12 protein-coding genes, 3 tRNA genes and 1 pseudogene are annotated in these 15,747 nt (G+C 60.5%); 8 read left to right on the forward strand and 8 right to left on the reverse strand.

The genetic code is table 11. From position 1 onward, the window contains the following. Window positions 1-3: 3 nt before the first annotated feature. The gene (locus NVV93_RS03630; protein WP_258253096.1) at window positions 4-1,596 is read right to left on the reverse strand and encodes a PAS domain-containing sensor histidine kinase; all 1,593 of its coding nucleotides are present in this window, start codon (window positions 1,594-1,596) and stop codon (window positions 4-6) included. Continuing rightward, entirely contained in the window at window positions 1,586-1,816 is a 231-nt protein-coding gene (locus tag NVV93_RS03635) for an envelope stress response protein PspG (RefSeq protein WP_258253097.1), read from the reverse strand. The genes NVV93_RS03630 and NVV93_RS03635 overlap by 11 nt, the downstream gene beginning before the upstream one ends. 166 nt (window positions 1,817-1,982) lie before the next feature. Between NVV93_RS03635 and NVV93_RS03640 the strand changes: the two genes are divergently transcribed. Further along, the gene (locus NVV93_RS03640; RefSeq protein WP_258253098.1) at window positions 1,983-3,614 is read left to right on the forward strand and encodes an NAD+ synthase; all 1,632 of its coding nucleotides are present in this window, start codon (window positions 1,983-1,985) and stop codon (window positions 3,612-3,614) included. Window positions 3,615-3,689: 75 nt separating this feature from the next. Here the strand turns inward: NVV93_RS03640 and NVV93_RS03645 are convergent, their stop codons facing one another. Next, window positions 3,690-4,709 (reverse strand): outer membrane protein assembly factor BamD, encoded by a 1,020-nt coding sequence (locus NVV93_RS03645; protein WP_258253099.1) that lies wholly within the window; start codon window positions 4,707-4,709, stop codon window positions 3,690-3,692. Window positions 4,710-4,858: 149 nt separating this feature from the next. On the opposite strand from NVV93_RS03645, the gene rluD reads away from it, so the two are divergent. The 3 genes from rluD to clpB all read left to right on the forward strand — a co-directional run bounded on the left by rluD (window position 4,859) and on the right by clpB (window position 9,277). After that, complete coding sequence (gene rluD / locus NVV93_RS03650; RefSeq protein ID WP_258253100.1) at window positions 4,859-5,833, forward strand: 23S rRNA pseudouridine(1911/1915/1917) synthase RluD; 975 nt, start codon at window positions 4,859-4,861, stop codon at window positions 5,831-5,833. Continuing rightward, on the forward strand, window positions 5,823-6,566 hold the full coding sequence (pgeF, locus tag NVV93_RS03655; RefSeq protein WP_258253101.1) for a peptidoglycan editing factor PgeF: 744 nt from the start codon (window positions 5,823-5,825) through the stop codon (window positions 6,564-6,566). Before rluD ends, pgeF begins: the two co-directional genes overlap by 11 nt. A 146-nt stretch (window positions 6,567-6,712) precedes the next feature. Next, entirely contained in the window at window positions 6,713-9,277 is a 2,565-nt protein-coding gene (gene clpB / locus NVV93_RS03660) for an ATP-dependent chaperone ClpB (protein WP_258253102.1), read from the forward strand. 50 nt (window positions 9,278-9,327) lie between these two features. Here clpB and NVV93_RS03665 read toward each other — a convergent pair whose 3' ends face one another. Together NVV93_RS03665 and NVV93_RS03670 are read right to left on the reverse strand one after the other, a co-directional pair. Further along, on the reverse strand, window positions 9,328-9,660 hold the full coding sequence (locus tag NVV93_RS03665; RefSeq protein WP_258253103.1) for a PilZ domain-containing protein: 333 nt from the start codon (window positions 9,658-9,660) through the stop codon (window positions 9,328-9,330). A 9-nt stretch (window positions 9,661-9,669) separates the two neighbouring features. Continuing rightward, on the reverse strand, window positions 9,670-12,069 hold the full coding sequence (locus tag NVV93_RS03670; RefSeq protein ID WP_258253104.1) for a DUF1631 domain-containing protein: 2,400 nt from the start codon (window positions 12,067-12,069) through the stop codon (window positions 9,670-9,672). A gap of 191 nt (window positions 12,070-12,260) precedes the next feature. On the opposite strand from NVV93_RS03670, the gene NVV93_RS03675 reads away from it, so the two are divergent. The 3 genes from NVV93_RS03675 to NVV93_RS03685 all read left to right on the forward strand — a co-directional run bounded on the left by NVV93_RS03675 (window position 12,261) and on the right by NVV93_RS03685 (window position 12,502). Beyond that, a tRNA-Asn gene (locus NVV93_RS03675) sits at window positions 12,261-12,336 on the forward strand. Between the two features lie 9 nt (window positions 12,337-12,345). After that, window positions 12,346-12,422: transfer RNA gene (locus tag NVV93_RS03680), tRNA-Pro, on the forward strand. Between the two features lie 4 nt (window positions 12,423-12,426). Next, window positions 12,427-12,502: transfer RNA gene (locus NVV93_RS03685), tRNA-Lys, on the forward strand. Window positions 12,503-12,590: 88 nt separating this feature from the next. Here NVV93_RS03685 and NVV93_RS03690 read toward each other — a convergent pair. From NVV93_RS03690 to NVV93_RS03700, 3 genes are all read right to left on the reverse strand, one after another. Next, window positions 12,591-13,892, reverse strand: coding sequence for an NAD(P)/FAD-dependent oxidoreductase (locus tag NVV93_RS03690; protein WP_258253105.1), 1,302 nt, complete (start codon window positions 13,890-13,892; stop codon window positions 12,591-12,593). A gap of 60 nt (window positions 13,893-13,952) precedes the next feature. Further along, the gene (locus NVV93_RS03695) at window positions 13,953-14,126 is read right to left on the reverse strand and encodes a DUF3094 domain-containing protein (RefSeq protein ID WP_258253106.1); all 174 of its coding nucleotides are present in this window, start codon (window positions 14,124-14,126) and stop codon (window positions 13,953-13,955) included. Window positions 14,127-14,211: 85 nt separating this feature from the next. Then, window positions 14,212-14,838, reverse strand: coding sequence for a DUF1780 domain-containing protein (locus NVV93_RS03700; RefSeq protein ID WP_258253107.1), 627 nt, complete (start codon window positions 14,836-14,838; stop codon window positions 14,212-14,214). Window positions 14,839-15,055: 217 nt separating this feature from the next. On the opposite strand from NVV93_RS03700, the pseudogene NVV93_RS03705 reads away from it, so the two are divergent. Further along, window positions 15,056-15,746: pseudogene (locus NVV93_RS03705) on the forward strand (energy-coupling factor ABC transporter permease). The last annotated feature ends 1 nt before the right edge of the window (window position 15,747 follow it).

A 15,747-nucleotide genomic window follows, 5' to 3' on the forward strand; every position in this document is an offset into this window, starting at 1 on the left:
GGTTCAGCTCAGCTTGCGTGGATGGGCGAAGGTAATGCGGAAACAGCTGCCGCCCACTTCGCGCGGTTTGTAATCGAGACGGGCCTGGTTGCTTTCGCACAGCTCGCGAGAAATATACAGGCCGAGACCGGTCCCTTTGTTTTCGGTGGTGTAGAACGGCTCGAAGATATGCTGCACCTGCTCGGGTGGTACACCGGGACCGTCATCCAGGACTTCGAGCACCGGCAGATCGCTTTCCGCGTCGCGAAACAGCTGCAGCCAGACTTGTCCATATGGATTGCGCTGGGCGCTGTAGCGCAAACCATTCTGCACCAGGTTGGTCAGTACCTGGGTTAGCTGGTGCGGGTCCATGCGGGTCTGCAGGGTGCCGGTGTCGGTTACTACATGCAGCTGCTGATTGTTCGGCAGCGCGCTACGAAACTCGCCGGCGAAACGGTGCAGCCAATATTTCAGATCCATTAGCTGCGGCTCGGCCTGGCGGCGGCGGGACAGCTGCAGGACGTTTTCGATCACCAGATTCATCCGTCGCGAATGGTCCTGAATGATCTGCGCCAGGCGTTGGTCCGGCCCCTGCAAGTCTTCCGACTCCTGCAGCAACTGTGCAGCATGGCTGATGGCGCCCAACGGATTGCGGATTTCATGGGCAATTCCAGCGGTCAAGCGACCGAGCGCGGCGAGTTTGAGTTGCTGCGCTTGCTGGGCGATTTGCGAGATGTCATCGAGAAACACCAGGGTATGTTGCTGCTCACCACGCTGCAGGGAGACGAAGCTGGGCTGCAGGGCTGGGCCATCGGCCTGCGTTTGTAGGCTGGCGGGACGCAAGGTTGGATTGTCGCACCACTGCTGCAGGCGTTTGACCAGCTCCGGGCAGTGCGGGTCGAGAGCCTGGCCAGTCAGTGCATCTTGGCCAAGCAGGCTGCGCGCGCCCTGGTTGGCAAGCAGCACGCGATGGTGGGTGTCAAGCACCAGAATGCCGGTGCGCATACGCTGCAAAATCTGCTCGTTGAGCGCTTCCAGGTTAGCGACGTCGGCGGCACGTTGGGCGGCAAGGCCTTCGCTGTATTGCAGGCGCTTAGTCAAACCTTGGACGAACAGTGCGGCGGCGAAACACAGCGCTCCCAGCGCACCCGCTTGCACGTATTGCGCGGAGGCAGCCGGACGGCTGAGGCTGAGATAAAAGGTGAGATAAATCAGGCCGATGGCTGCCATCGCCGCGATCAGCAGACCGATGCGCCCGCGCAGGAGAATGTTGGCGATCGCCACGGCGACAATCAACAGGTTGCCAATCCCGCTGGGCGTGCCGCCGGCCGCGTAGAACAGGCCGGACAGCGCGATCACATCGAGCAAGGCCAGAGTGAACACCGGCAACAGGTGTTTCGGCCGCTGCACCAGTGCCGCCACCAGCATGTTGAGGATCAGGTACAGCCAGCTGCCGTAGCTAAACAGTTGCGGGCTGGCCAACTCGAGTAGTTGATCGTCCAGCTCACTGGAGATCAGCAGCACCAACGCCAGGCCGATGGTCAGTCGGTAAAGGTTGTAGAGACGAAAAATCCGCTGGCCTTGATCGTTGCTCAGCTGCAGGGTCTCAGCGATCACCGGACGAAGAACCTTGAGTCAGGTGGGCTTGGGAGCAATACCAGCGAGACTCATGCTGCAAGGCCCGGTTTTGCGGGACATGCACGCCGCACTGGGCGCAGCGCACCATCGGCGTGGTGCCCGCTTCGGTATCGGCGCGGGGTGGCGTCGGGCGCTTGAAGTGGCGCCAGAGCCAGACGGCGACCGCGATCAGCACAATCCAGAACAACAAACGGCCCATAATGCGTTCTCTTTTATTGAGGTCGCAGTTTAGCCAAGGACACTCTGCGCGGACAGACGCGAATCCTTGGCCTGTGCGTTGTTTCTGCGTCAGACGATGCGGGACAATGGCGGTCTATGGCGCCCGGTGGCAAGCCGGGCGCGCAATCCTATTGATGGAGGCGGCGATGAGCCAAACCCTACGGGTCGTGATGGCCCAGTTGAATCTGCGTGTTGGCGATGTACATGGCAATGTCCAGCGCATCATCGAGGCGGCACAAAGCGCCCGCGATCAGTGGCAAGCGGATGTCATCGTGTTTCCTGAGCTGGCGCTGTGCGGCTATCCGCCCGAGGATCTGCTGCTTCGCTCGAGCATGCAGCGGCGCATCGAACAGGGCCTGCAGCGCCTGAAAAACGAAGTCAGCGGCATTTATATGGTGGTCGGCTACCCCTGGCTGGAGGGCGAGTTGCGCTACAACGCCTGCGCAGCCATAGCCGATGGCGAGGTACTGGTTACCTATTACAAACAGAAGTTGCCCAACTACCGGGTGTTCGATGAAAAGCGCTATTTCGCCTCGGGTAGCGACGCCTGTGTGGTGGATATCAAGGGCATTCCGGTTGCGCTGACCATCTGCGAAGACATCTGGTTCGCCGAGCCGATGCGCCAGGCTCAAGAGGCTGGCGCGCAGCTGATGCTGAGCTTGAACGCCTCGCCTTTCCATCTCGAAAAGCAGCGCGAACGCGAGGAAATGCTCGCCGAGCGCGCGGTCGAAGGCAGTATGCCGATTGTGTATGTGAACCAGGTCGGTGGTCAGGACGAGCTGGTGTTCGATGGCGGCAGCTGCGTGATGACGGTCGACGGACAGGTCAGCCAGCGCGCACCGGCCTTTACCGAAGGGCTGTATCCGGTCGATTTCCAGTGTGCCGAGGGACGTGTGCAGCCCCGCCCAGCGAACTGTGCGGCGCTGCCGGAATTGGAGGCTAGCGTCTATCAGGCACTGGTGGTTGGCGTGCGCGACTATGTGCAGAAGAACGGTTTCAAAGGGGTGGTGCTGGGGCTGTCGGGCGGCATCGACTCGGCGTTGACCCTGGCGGTCGCGGTCGATGCGCTTGGGGCAGAGCGGGTCGAGGCGGTGATGATGCCGTTCCGCTACACCGCCCAGATCAGCCTGGAGGACGCCGAAGCCGAGGCTCGGGCGCTGAACGTCACTTACCGCGTGCTGCCGATTGCGCCGATGGTCGAGGCCTTTCTCGAGACGCTGGCGCCGGTCTTTTCCGGGCTGGGGCGCGATACCACCGAAGAGAACCTGCAAGCTCGCTGCCGCGGCACCACCTTGATGGCCATCTCCAATAAGAAGGGCTATCTGGTGCTGACCACCGGCAACAAGAGTGAAATGGCCGTGGGTTACGCCACGCTTTATGGCGACATGGCAGGCGGCTTCGATGTCCTCAAGGATGTACCGAAGACCTTGGTGTTCCGTCTCTGCGAGTATCGCAACAGCTTAGGCATGGTGATTCCGCAGCGGGTCATCGACCGGCCACCGTCGGCCGAACTGGCTCCGGATCAGAAAGACGAAGACTCGCTGCCGCCGTATCCGGTGCTCGATGAGATCCTCAAGCTGTATGTCGAATATGACCTGTCGGCCAACGCCATCATCGCCGAGGGCTTCGATGAAGATACGGTGCGGCGCGTGCTGCGGCTGGTCGATCTCAACGAGTACAAGCGTCGTCAGGCAGCGGTCGGCGTGCGCGTGACGCAGCGCGGTTTCGGTCGTGATCGGCGCTATCCGATCACTTCCGGCTGGCGTATCGGCGATTGAGCGGCATGTTCAAGCAATAAGTCCGGCAATAAAAAAGGGAGGCCCGCAGGCCTCCCTTTTTCGTAACGGCAATCTTCAGTCAAAGATCCCGAAGGTCATGTAGCTGAACCAGGAGCGGTCGTTGTTGTTGCCTTCGGCTTCATGCTGCTCTTCCTGGGCGGCGTCCTGGTTCTCAGGCAGCAGGTCTTCCGGAATGGCTTCTTCGGCGTCTTCGTACTGTTTGATCACGTCCTGGCTGGCGCGGGTTTCGCCCGGCGGCAGTGGCGTGTCGGTTTCGATCAGGCCCAGTGTGGCCTTACTCAGCCAGGAACGGTTATCGCTGTCATCCTTCTCACGGGCGACGAACTGGCCGTCGACCAGGCTCGGATGGTCGGGATAGTTGAGCTTGAGGGTTTCCAGGCTGGTGGTGGCCAGATCATCGAGGTGCAGGTGTTGGTACGCCTCGGTCATGATCGCCAGGCCATCGCCGACGGCTGGGGTTTCCTGGAAGTTTTCCACCACGTAGCGGCCACGGTTGGCGGCGGCGACATAGGCCTGACGCTTCAGATAATAGTGGCCGACATGCACTTCGTAGGCGGCCAGCAGGTTGCGCAGGTAGACCATGCGCTGCTTGGCGTCCGGCGCGTAGCGGCTGTTCGGGTAGCGCGTGGTGAGCTGGGCGAATTCGTTGAACGAATCACGCGCTGCGCCTGGATCGCGCTTGGTCATGTCCAGTGGCAGGAAGCGAGCCAGCAGGCCGCGGTCCTGGTCGAACGAGGCCAGACCCTTGAGGTAATAGGCGTAATCGACGTTCGGATGTTGCGGATGCAGGCGGATAAAACGCTCGGCAGCGGACTTGGCCGCTTCTGGCTCGATGTTCTTGTAGTAGGCGTAGATCAATTCGAGCTGCGCCTGTTCGGCGTAGCGGCCGAAGGGATAGCGCGACTCCAGGGCTTTCAGCTTGTTGACAGCGCTGGTGTAGCTCTTATTGTCCAGATCGGCCTGTGCCTGCTGGTACAACTCGGCCTCGCTGAGGTTTTCGTCGACCGTATTGTTGGAAGAGCACGCGACGTTGAGGGCGAGGATGGCGATCAGCAGCAGGTGTTTCACTTGCATAGCGGCTTGCGTCCCTGTGACGGTTGGCTGTCTTGGCCAGGGCCGTCCTGTTATGATGGGGCCCCGGTAATGCCGGGACAAAAAGACGCCGTATTTAACCACAAGCGCGCAGCTGAAACCAAAGGCTACGCCCCCCGCCGTTGCCGAGCATGTCCTCAATTAATAAGTCACTGATTCAACTTCGTGCCGAAGTGCCCTCCGACCTGGGCGGACAACGCCTCGACCAGATCGCCGCGCAGCTCTTCGGCGAATATTCCCGCTCCCGCCTGTCCACCTGGATCAAGGACGGTCGCTTGCTGGTGGACGGCGCCGTGGCGCGTCCGCGTGACACCGTCTATGGCGGCAGCGTGCTGACCCTCGAGGCCGAGCAGGAAGCGCAGGGCGAATGGCTGGCGCAGGATATCGACCTTGACATCGTTTACGAGGACGAGCACATCCTGGTGCTCAACAAGCCTGCGGGTCTGGTGGTGCATCCTGCCGCCGGCCACCAGGACGGCACCTTGCTGAATGCCCTGTTGCACCATGTGCCGGATCTGGTCAACGTGCCGCGGGCCGGCATCGTGCACCGCCTGGACAAGGACACCACCGGCCTAATGGTGGTGGCCAAGAACCTGCAAGCGCAGACCAAGCTGGTCGATCAGCTGCAAAAGCGCACGGTCAGCCGCATCTATGAAGCTATCGTGATTGGCGTGATCACCGCGGGCGGCAAGATCAATGCACCGATCGGCCGGCATGGCACCCAGCGTCAGCGTATGGCGGTGACCGACGGCGGCAAGCCGGCGATCAGTCATTATCGGGTGCTGGAGCGCTTCCGTTTGCACACCCATACGCGGGTCAAGCTGGAAACCGGGCGCACCCACCAGATTCGCGTGCATATGACCCATGTGGGTTTTCCGCTGGTAGGCGATCCGCTCTACGCCGGGCGTTTCCGTATTCCTCCGGCGGCCAGCCCGACGCTCGTGCAAGAGCTCAAGAGCTTTCCGCGCCAGGCCCTGCATGCGCGCTTCCTCGAGCTCGATCATCCGGCTACCGGTGAGCGGATGAAGTGGGAGTCGCCGCTGCCCGATGATTTCGTCTGGCTACTGACCCTGCTGCGTCAGGATCGCGACGCGTTTGTCGGCTGACCCGGGCGTGCCGAACGACTGGTTGGTCCCTGACTGGCCGGCGCCGGCCCGGGTCAAAGCGTGTACCACCACCCGCACCGGCGGCGTCAGCCTGGCGCCGTTCGATACCTTCAATCTCGGTACGCATGTCGATGATGTGCCTGCCGCTGTCGATGAAAACCGCCGCCGGCTGATTGCTCGTCTGGGCTGTCAACCAGCTTGGCTGAATCAAGTGCATGGCGTGCAGGTAGTGCGGGCCGATCCCGAACGCGTGGTAGAGGCCGATGCCAGCTGGACGGCGACCCCCGGCATCGCCTGCACGGTGATGACCGCCGATTGCCTGCCGGCGCTGTTCTGCGACCGCGCGGGCAGCAGGGTCGCGGCGGCGCATGCCGGCTGGCGGGGGCTGGTCGGCGGTGTGCTGGAAGCCACCGTTGCAGCGCTGGAGCTGCCGAGCGATGAAATCCTGGTGTGGCTCGGTCCGGCCATTGGCCCCGCGGCCTTTGAAGTTGGTGGCGAAGTGCGCGAAGCATTCGTTGACGCCAATGCCGACACCGCGCGCGCGTTCCGCTCTGCAGCGAGCGCCGGCAAGTTTCTGGCTGACATCTACCAGCTGGCGCGTATCCATCTGGCGGCATGCGGCGTCGAGGCCGTGTATGGCGGCGACTTCTGCACCGTCAGCGATCCCCGCTTTTACTCCTATCGGCGCGCCGCCCGCACCGGTCGCTTCGCCAGTCTGATCTGGCTGGACTGACACGCGCAGCCCCACTGTTTGCGCTCCGTCAACGACTGGCGGCTTGAACTCCCGCAGTAGCATCCCTATCTAGACTGGTAACTCAGCAGGTTTCAGCACAGGCGGATTTAACTCGCCGGCCTGCTTTTCAACTGGAAGGGTGACTTATGCGAATAGACCGTTTGACCAGCAAGCTGCAACTGGCGCTCTCCGATGCTCAATCCTTGGCCGTTGGCCTCGATCATCCGGCCATTGAACCGGCACATTTGTTCCAGGCTCTGCTCGATCAGCAGGGCGGCTCGATCAGGCCCTTGCTCATGCAGGTTGGCTTCGATGTCTCGGCGTTGCGCCAGGCACTGAACAAAGAGCTCGATCATCTGCCGAAAATCCAAAATCCCACCGGCGACGTGAACCTGTCGCAGGACTTGGCGCGCCTGCTCAATCAGGCCGATCGCCTGTCCCAGCAGAAGGGCGACCAATTCATCTCCAGCGAACTGGTACTGCTGGCCGCACTGGATGAGAACACCAAGCTGGGCAAGCTGCTGCTCGCTCAGGGTGTGAGCAAAAAAGCTCTGGAAAACGCCGTTACCAACCTGCGCGGTGGCGACGCGGTGAACGACCCGAACGCCGAGGAATCGCGCCAGGCGCTGGATAAATACACCGTCGACATGACCAAGCGCGCCGAGGACGGCAAGCTCGACCCGGTGATCGGTCGTGACGATGAAATCCGCCGCACCATTCAGGTACTGCAGCGGCGCACCAAGAACAATCCGGTACTGATCGGCGAGCCTGGCGTCGGCAAGACCGCCATCGTTGAGGGCCTGGCTCAGCGCATCATCAACGGCGAGGTGCCCGACGGCCTCAAGGACAAGCGCGTGCTGTCCCTGGATATGGGCGCGCTGATCGCCGGTGCTAAGTTCCGCGGCGAGTTCGAGGAGCGCCTGAAAGCTGTGCTCAATGAATTGGGCAAGCAGGAAGGTCGGGTCATTTTGTTCATCGACGAACTGCACACCATGGTCGGCGCGGGCAAGGCCGAGGGTTCGATGGACGCCGGCAACATGCTCAAGCCCGCCTTGGCACGTGGCGAGCTGCACTGCGTCGGTGCCACCACGCTGGACGAATACCGCCAGTACATCGAGAAGGACGCGGCGCTGGAGCGGCGCTTCCAGAAGGTCCTGGTCGATGAGCCGAGCGAGGAAGACACCATCGCCATCCTGCGCGGCCTCAAGGAGCGCTACGAAGTGCACCACGGCGTGACCATCACCGATGGCGCGATCATCGCTGCGGCGAAGCTCTCGCATCGCTATATCACCGATCGGCAGTTGCCGGACAAGGCCATCGACCTGATCGACGAGGCCGGCAGTCGCATTCGCATGGAAATCGACTCCAAGCCCGAAGCGCTGGATCGTCTGGATCGCCGTTTGATCCAGCTGAAGATCGAGCGCGAGGCGCTGAAGAAGGAAGATGACGAAGCGACCAAAAAGCGCCTCGCCAAGCTGGAAGAGGACATCGGCAAGCTCGAGCGCGAGTACGCCGATCTCGAGGAAATCTGGAAGTCGGAGAAGGCCGAAGTGCAGGGCTCCGCGCAAGTCCAGCAGAAGATCGAGCAGGCCAAAGGCGACCTCGAGGCGGCGCGCCGCAAGTCCGACCTGCAGCGCATGGCTGAACTGCAGTACGGGGTAATCCCCGATCTGGAGCGCAGCCTGCAAATGGTCGACCAGCACGGAAAACCGGAAAATCAGTTGCTGCGCAGCAAGGTCACCGAAGAAGAGATCGCCGAAGTGGTGTCCAAGTGGACCGGCATTCCGGTGTCGAAGATGCTCGAAGGCGAGCGCGAGAAACTCCTGAAGATGGAAGGCCTGCTGCACAAGCGGGTCATCGGCCAGAACGAAGCCGTGGTCGCGGTGGCCAATGCCGTGCGGCGCTCGCGGGCCGGCTTGTCCGATCCTAACCGGCCCAGTGGCTCGTTCCTGTTTCTCGGTCCGACCGGCGTCGGCAAGACCGAGTTGTGCAAAGCGCTCGCCGAGTTCCTCTTCGATACCGAGGAAGCGCTGGTGCGCATCGACATGTCCGAGTTCATGGAGAAGCACTCCGTGGCCCGTCTGATCGGTGCGCCGCCTGGCTATGTCGGTTACGAGGAGGGCGGTTATTTGACCGAGGCGGTGCGCCGGAAACCCTACTCGGTGGTGCTGATGGATGAGGTGGAAAAAGCCCATCCAGATGTGTTCAACATCCTCCTGCAGGTGCTGGAAGATGGCCGCTTGACCGATAGCCATGGGCGCACCGTGGATTTCCGCAACACCGTGGTGGTGATGACGTCCAACCTCGGCTCGGCGCAAATCCAGGAGCTGGTAGGCGATCGTGAGGCTCAGCGTGCGGCGGTGATGGATGCGGTGAGCAGCCATTTCCGTCCGGAGTTCGTTAACCGCATCGACGAGGTGGTGGTGTTCGAGCCGCTGGCCCGCGAGCAGATCGCCGGCATTGCCAAGATCCAGTTGCAGCGTCTGCGCAAGCGTCTGGCCGAGCGCGAGCTGAATCTGGAGCTCAGCGATGAGGCGCTGGATAAGCTGGTCGCCATTGGCTACGACCCGGTTTATGGAGCTCGGCCGCTGAAGCGGGCGATCCAGCGCTGGGTAGAAAACCCGCTGGCGCAGCAGATCCTCGCGGGCGAATTCGCCCCGGGTGCCAGTGTCACCGGCAAAGTGGAGGGTGACGAAATCATCTTCAGCTGATCCTGCCCGCCAATAAAAAGCCCCGCATTGCGGGGCTTTTTATTATGCATTTACAGATGCTTGAGCAAAATATTGAGCGCTTCAGTCTGTTCGTCGCTGAGGTCGATGATATGAAAGCCGGCCCAGCAGTGTTGGCCGTCGGCGCCCGGGCGGCTCCATAGACAATCGGCGCCGAGCTGCACTTCTTTCGCGCCCGCGGGGCCATTGCTCGCCATGAGGCGACACTCAATAACGCTGTCGACCTCCATCGCGTGATCGCTGAATAGCATGAAGCCCTCGGTGGACAAGTCCACCACGCGGCCCAGGCGTTTTCCGCTATGCAGGTCGAAGACTTCCAGCTGCAGCTCGGTACTCTGGCGGCTGTGCTGACGACGATCATTCATTGGGGTTCCTTAGTTGGGCTCGGTTGTGCGGCCGGTGAAACGCTGTAGCACGCGGTAGATGGCGGTGAGGGCGCGGTCCATTAACGGAGCCGTGGACTGGGCTGGAACGATTCGCGCCAATCCCTGCTCCATTTCACTGGCGAGCAGAGTCAGCGGCTTGATCGCCACTCGCTGCCCGCTGTGGTCGACGAACATGTAGTTGTGGGTGGTAGGGCTGAACCAGGACAGCTTGAGGAGGCGTGGCTGTCCGCCATTGGCAAATTCGAACCAGGTGCCGAACTCGATACGCGACAGTTCTTTGGCCAGTACTTGAGCGTGCGCTGAGAGGCCCGAGCGTGGCGCGCTATTGAGCAGCGCAGCATCCTCGCCGAGCATCGCGCCCAGTGGGCTTTCCGGCAGTTTGGTCGCGAGCTTGGCGGCCAGCTCAGGGTGCTTGGCCTGAACGGCATGCTGACACGCGACGATATCCTGCAGCAGGCGGCGGATGCCGTCGCCATGGTAGCCGCCGAGAAGCTCAAGTCCCTTGCGCAGGGTGTCGAGCAGCGGTACCCGCAGGTCCTGCAGGCGCTGATGGTCCTGCTCACTCAGCGGCGTACCGCTCCAGGCCAACTGCTCGGCAGCCTCGCAGGCGCGTTGCCATTCTTCACTGTGCTGGCTGTGACGCAGATGGATAAATACCAGCACGTCGGCCCAGGTCAGTTCGAGGAAGTTGCGCATGATGGCTGGTAACTCACGGCCTTGCAGCGTCTTGACGATTACATCGACGGCTTGCTGGCGCGCATCGAGCAATTTGTCGCGGCCCTTGGCTGCCTCTACGGCGCGCCGCTCGCGCAGCTCGACCTTGTGCCGCAGCGTCGCGATGTATTCGTTGAATTCCTCGAGCAGGCTATCGAACAGAGACAGATCGCCGCTGTAGCCCTGAATCACCCGTTCGACCACCCAGTGCATCTTCGCCAACAAGCCGCGCTCATCGCCTTCGCTGCCATACAGCACGCCGGCTTGAGCCATGGCATTGAGGAGTCGGCGAGCGGGGTGGTGATGCTGGGTGAACAGCGCTTTATCCTGCAGCGCGACTTTCAAATAGGGCGTATGCAGGTGCGATAGCGCGGTCTTGCAGATATCCGGCAGGTTTTCGTCGTCAAGAATGAAGTCGAAAAGCATACCGACCAAGTCGATGACGTCGGCTTCCTGGTCGGACAGCTTCTGTTGGCCGGGCAGATGGCTATGGGTTTCCAGTTGTGCCTGCAGATCGGCCTTGAGTTCTTCGACCGGTTGCGGCTGATGCAGGCGCTGCGACAAGTCGTGGGCCGACTTTTCCTGCAGGCGGTTGAGTGCTTCAAGCAGTTCGCCGGCGCTGTAGGTGCGCGTGGCTCCACGTGGGGCGAAGCTGGAAATACTCCGCGTGCCACCCAGTAACGGAGTTTCCCCTTCGCGCTGGCGATACTCACTGAGCAGCGCGGCTAGGCCGCTGAACAAAGCGCCAGGATCGGTAGATGGCGGATCGTTGAGGTTAACTGTGATCGGGGTGGGAGGCGCCGATGGAGAGGGCCCCGCGGGCGGCGCGGCTGCTTCGGGGTCCGGCTGCGAATTGCCGCCCAAGACTCTGGCGCCACTGCTGGGCTCAACCGCAGCGGCTGCTGGTGCTGCGCTCGGTTGGGTGGGTGTCGGTGTCGATGCGGGGCGCGCAGTGTTGGGCGAGCGCAGTGCGCTGTATTTCAGATTGGGCAGCACGCCGGCTTCGATCAGGCGCTTGTTCATCGCTTCGTAGAGGCTGTCCAGGCTTTGCATGACATGCCGGTCGAACAGCATATAAAGGATGGTCTTGATCCGCAGCGGGAACGGGCAGGGTGCTAATGCATCGCGGAAGGCCTGAGCAATGGCTTGAGGGCCGAACGGGTTGCTGTCTTCGCCGAGCTTCTGGCCGTTATTGAGGACTGCCAGGCGTTGTTCGAGCGCAAATAGGTGTTGGGCGCAGCGCGCCTTGACCCGGCTGACCATGTTGGTGACTTGCAGGCTCTCCTCGTAATCCTCGTTTTGTACGAGGGTGAACTGGGTAGCATCCAGCTCTTCCGGCTCTTCGCGCTCCTTGAGCTTTCCGTCAATGAAGTCGGCAAAGTTCTGGGCGATTTTTTGATGGTAGCTGCGTTCGATTTGCGGTCGCTGGCGGCGAATTTCACGCATGTTATCGAAGAACAGCGTCTGAACCTGATTGTTTTCGGCTTTTTCCGCGCACTCGAATAGCGTGTCGTCGACTTGGCCAAACACTCCCGTCAGGTGCTCAGCCAGCCGATTCATTGCCAGCTTCCTGCAACTTTGGACCAACTCGCCAAAGCGCGGCTGAATGGCCCTGTTAGCCAGCGTCGGCGCTGCTTTGGGGCGATTCGGAGGGTTGCCCTGATTGTTATTCATCAACTGTCCTGAGCGAAAGCCTGGCGGCCGGCACATCCAATGTGGTTGGGCCTTACAAAATATAGTAGTCGATCGGATCGCGGCAAATCATTGCTTTGAAAGCGATTTAAGGGTTGACAGGCGTGCCGCGAAACGTAAAATGGCGCGCCTCTGAGACGCGAATCGCGTAGCAGAGCTGGAGTGCAAATAGTTCCGCGATAGCTCAGTCGGTAGAGCAAATGACTGTTAATCATTGGGTCCCTGGTTCGAGTCCAGGTCGCGGAGCCAGTTCCAGACCGGGGTATAGCGCAGTCCGGTAGCGCGCCTGCTTTGGGAGCAGGATGTCGGGAGTTCGAATCCCCCTACCCCGACCATTTCGGGTCGTTAGCTCAGTTGGTAGAGCAGTTGGCTTTTAACCAATTGGTCGTAGGTTCGAATCCTACACGACCCACCAACTTCTCAAGTACGCTTGAGAAACAAAAAACCCGCCTAGTGCGGGTTTTTTGTTGCCAATTTTTCACGGGGCAGGTCGGGCGCATTGTTCAGTGCAGCTTCAGTCGCGGCTCGGTGCTGCGGCCAATATGATCGCTGAGCATTAGCAGCAGGGTGCGGACAATCCCGTATAGCGCTATCTGATGCATGCGGTAGAGCGAGATGTAGAACATTCGTGCCAGCCACCCTTCGAGTTTGACGTTACCCATCAGGTTGCCCATCAGATTGCCGATGGTGCTGAAGTGCGACAGGGAAATTAGTGAGCCGTAGTCGCGATAGAGATAAGTGGGCAGCGCTTGGCCTGCGAATTTCTGCTTGAAGCTCTTCGCCAGCAACGATGCTTGTTGATGTGCGGCTTGGGCGCGTGGCGGTACGTTGCGTTCATCGGTGCCAGGTTGTGGGCATGCCGCGCAATCACCGAAGGCGAAAATGTCGTCGTCGCGGGTGGTCTGTAAGGTCGGTCGCACGTGCAACTGATTGATACGGTTGCTTTCTAGTCCATCGAGGCTTTCCAGAAAGGCCGGTGCGCGGATGCCAGCGGCCCAAACTTTGAGGCTGGCGGGGATTAGTTGGCCGCTACGGGTTTGCAAATGCTCGGTGGTGACCTCACTGACTGCGGCATTGGTCAGTACGGTTACTCCAAGCTTTTCCAGCCTGCGATGTACGGCCTGGCTGATCCGTGCGGGGAGGGCGGGCAGCACCCGTGGTCCGGCTTCTATGAGCGTAATGCGCATGTTTTCCGGCTGGATGCTATCCAGGCCGTAAGCGGCCAATTCGTGGGCCGCATGATGAAGCTCGGCGGCGAGCTCTACACCGGTGGCGCCGGCACCGACGATGGCGACATTGATTTGCTCAGTCCCTTGGTTGAGTGTGGCATGGGCGCGCAGATAGTGGTTGAGCAGTTGGCGATGAAAGCGTTCCGCTTGGGCGCGAGTATCGAGGAACAGGCAGTTTTCAGCCGCCCCGGGCGTGCCGAAATCGTTGGTTGTACTGCCGACGGCCAGCACTAGGCTGTCATAACTCAATTCGCGCTCGGGCAGCAGGGCGATACCGCCTTCATCGAGCGTAGCGGCCAGGCGTATGCGTTTGTCCTGGCGGCTCAGTCCGCTCATGCGGCCTAGTTGGAACTCGAAGTGGTTCCACTTTGCCTGAGCGACATAATTGAGTTCGTCTTCCGAAGAGTTCAGTGAGCCGGCTGCCACCTCATGCAGCAGCGGTTTCCAGATGTGGGTCAGGTTGGCATCGACCAGTACGATCTTGGCTTGGCCGCGCTTACCCAGGGTTCTACCAAGGCGGGTGGCAAGCTCGAGGCCGCCGGCGCCGCCGCCGACAATCACAATGCGATGAGTCATGGCGCAGTCTCACAAGGCTAGAAATTCTGTGAACGGCCGAATAGGCGAGCGCGAGGCAGCTCATAGCACCAAACGGCTTAGCAAACGGCTCAGGAGGCCGAGAGTAACAACACTGGCGAGGACGATTCCGAGGAGAAGCCAAGGGCGGAAGGGCTTGCGCTCCACTTGATGTTGAGGTGCGCTCAGGTAGCTATCGACGCGGGCTTGATCATCGGAATTGAGGCGACTAGTCATGAAAACCTCGCTATGGATTGTCGGTATTCTAGGAGGCTCAGGCGGCGCTGAGCGATTAATTTGCTGTAGAAGTGGCCGCGACTAATCATAAGTCGCTACCCGCGTCGAATAGCACGCAACGGCCGAGATTATTGCGCAGAAAGTCTGGTGCGCTGCCGTGGGCGAAGAGGACCCGTGCGAAAGTCGGACCGACCATGGAAAGCGAGCGCCAGCCATGGTGTAGATACTCTGTGGGCGGTGGGAAGCTGGTATTGAAGTCAGGAACAGCATGTTTCAGGTCGATATAGGCAAGCATATCCAGTTCGCCCAGTTTGAGATCACGAACGCGGTAGTTGCGTGCTTTCTTGCGCAGGGTCGGCCCTAAGAGCGATTGCAGCTCATCGGCATTGATGCGTTTGGGGTGGGCTTCATGGCGCCTCAGCTGATTGAGGGAGTATGCGCTGCGGCGGCGTCGCAGCTCATCTCGCCATTCATCGTTTAAGCGACGGCCGACATCGATGACCATGAAGACTTCGAAGCAGGCATCACGAAACCGCACATCAGGCGGTTCTTGGCCGGTGCCGAATTCGTCGCTGTGATAGTCGATATTCAGCGCCTGCAGCAATCGCTGGCAAACCCAACGTTCGCGCTCCCATTTGCGCGAATTGGATAGCAGCAGATTGGTTTGCTCAGCTTGGTAAGTAAGCAGGCGCAGATACTCTGTCTCGTTCATGCCCTCAGCTTAGACGTTGCGTGTGAGGTGTAGACTGGTTCAGCCAGGTCTGGAGTCCAGCTATGTCAGTTTGCATTGACCAATCCGCGAGCGTTCTCTCCGTGCCGAGTGTGGTGGGGCGGATAGCGAATGCGGAGGCATGCACTATGGCGGAGTTTTGTTTGGCTGCGGTCCCAAACCTGTCCGGGAATAGGGTTGAACTAGATAGAGGTGCCCGATGATTGCTGCCGGGTTGCTGTCAATCGAGAGCATGGCGCTTGGATGGGCCCTGTATCTGCCGGCGATCTTATGGGCAGTCTGGCGCGCCCCCTGGCTTGAGTTGTTCAGCGATACTCGTCGTCAGCATCTGCTCTTTGGCACGGTATTTATGCTGTTTTTGCTGTGGCTGGTGCGCCGTGATTTCGCCGGAGGGCTGTCTTATCACTTCATTGGCATGACGGCGGTCACGTTATTGCTCGACTGGCCGTTAGCGCTAATCGGGGGGGCTGGTCGCGCAATTTGGCTTGCTGGCAGTCGGCAAGCAGGATTTTCTAGCGCTTGGCCTGAATGGCTTGCTGCTGGTCGGGATGCCGGTATTAATTGCCGAAGCTTGCGCTTTGCTGGTCGAACGTAAGCAGCCACGAAACTTGTTTGTCTACATATTCTGCTGCGGTTTCTTTCCGGCGGCTTTGACGGCACTGACATGTTTGTTGATGGGGTTGGCCGTGCTGGCGATAGATGGGCGCTTCCCGCTACCGCCCTGGCTGGGAGATTTTGCCGGTTACTTGTGGCTGGTGATGTTTCCGGAAGCATTCATCAACGGCATGGTGATTAGCGCGCTGGTGGTTTTCCAGCCGGAGTGGCTGGAAACCTTTAATCGGACACGCTATCTGCAGGCGCCCTGGAAGGACGACGAGCCGCGACAATGAG

Source organism: Pseudomonas sp. LS44 (genome assembly GCF_024730785.1).
Classification (GTDB): domain Bacteria; phylum Pseudomonadota; class Gammaproteobacteria; order Pseudomonadales; family Pseudomonadaceae; genus Aquipseudomonas.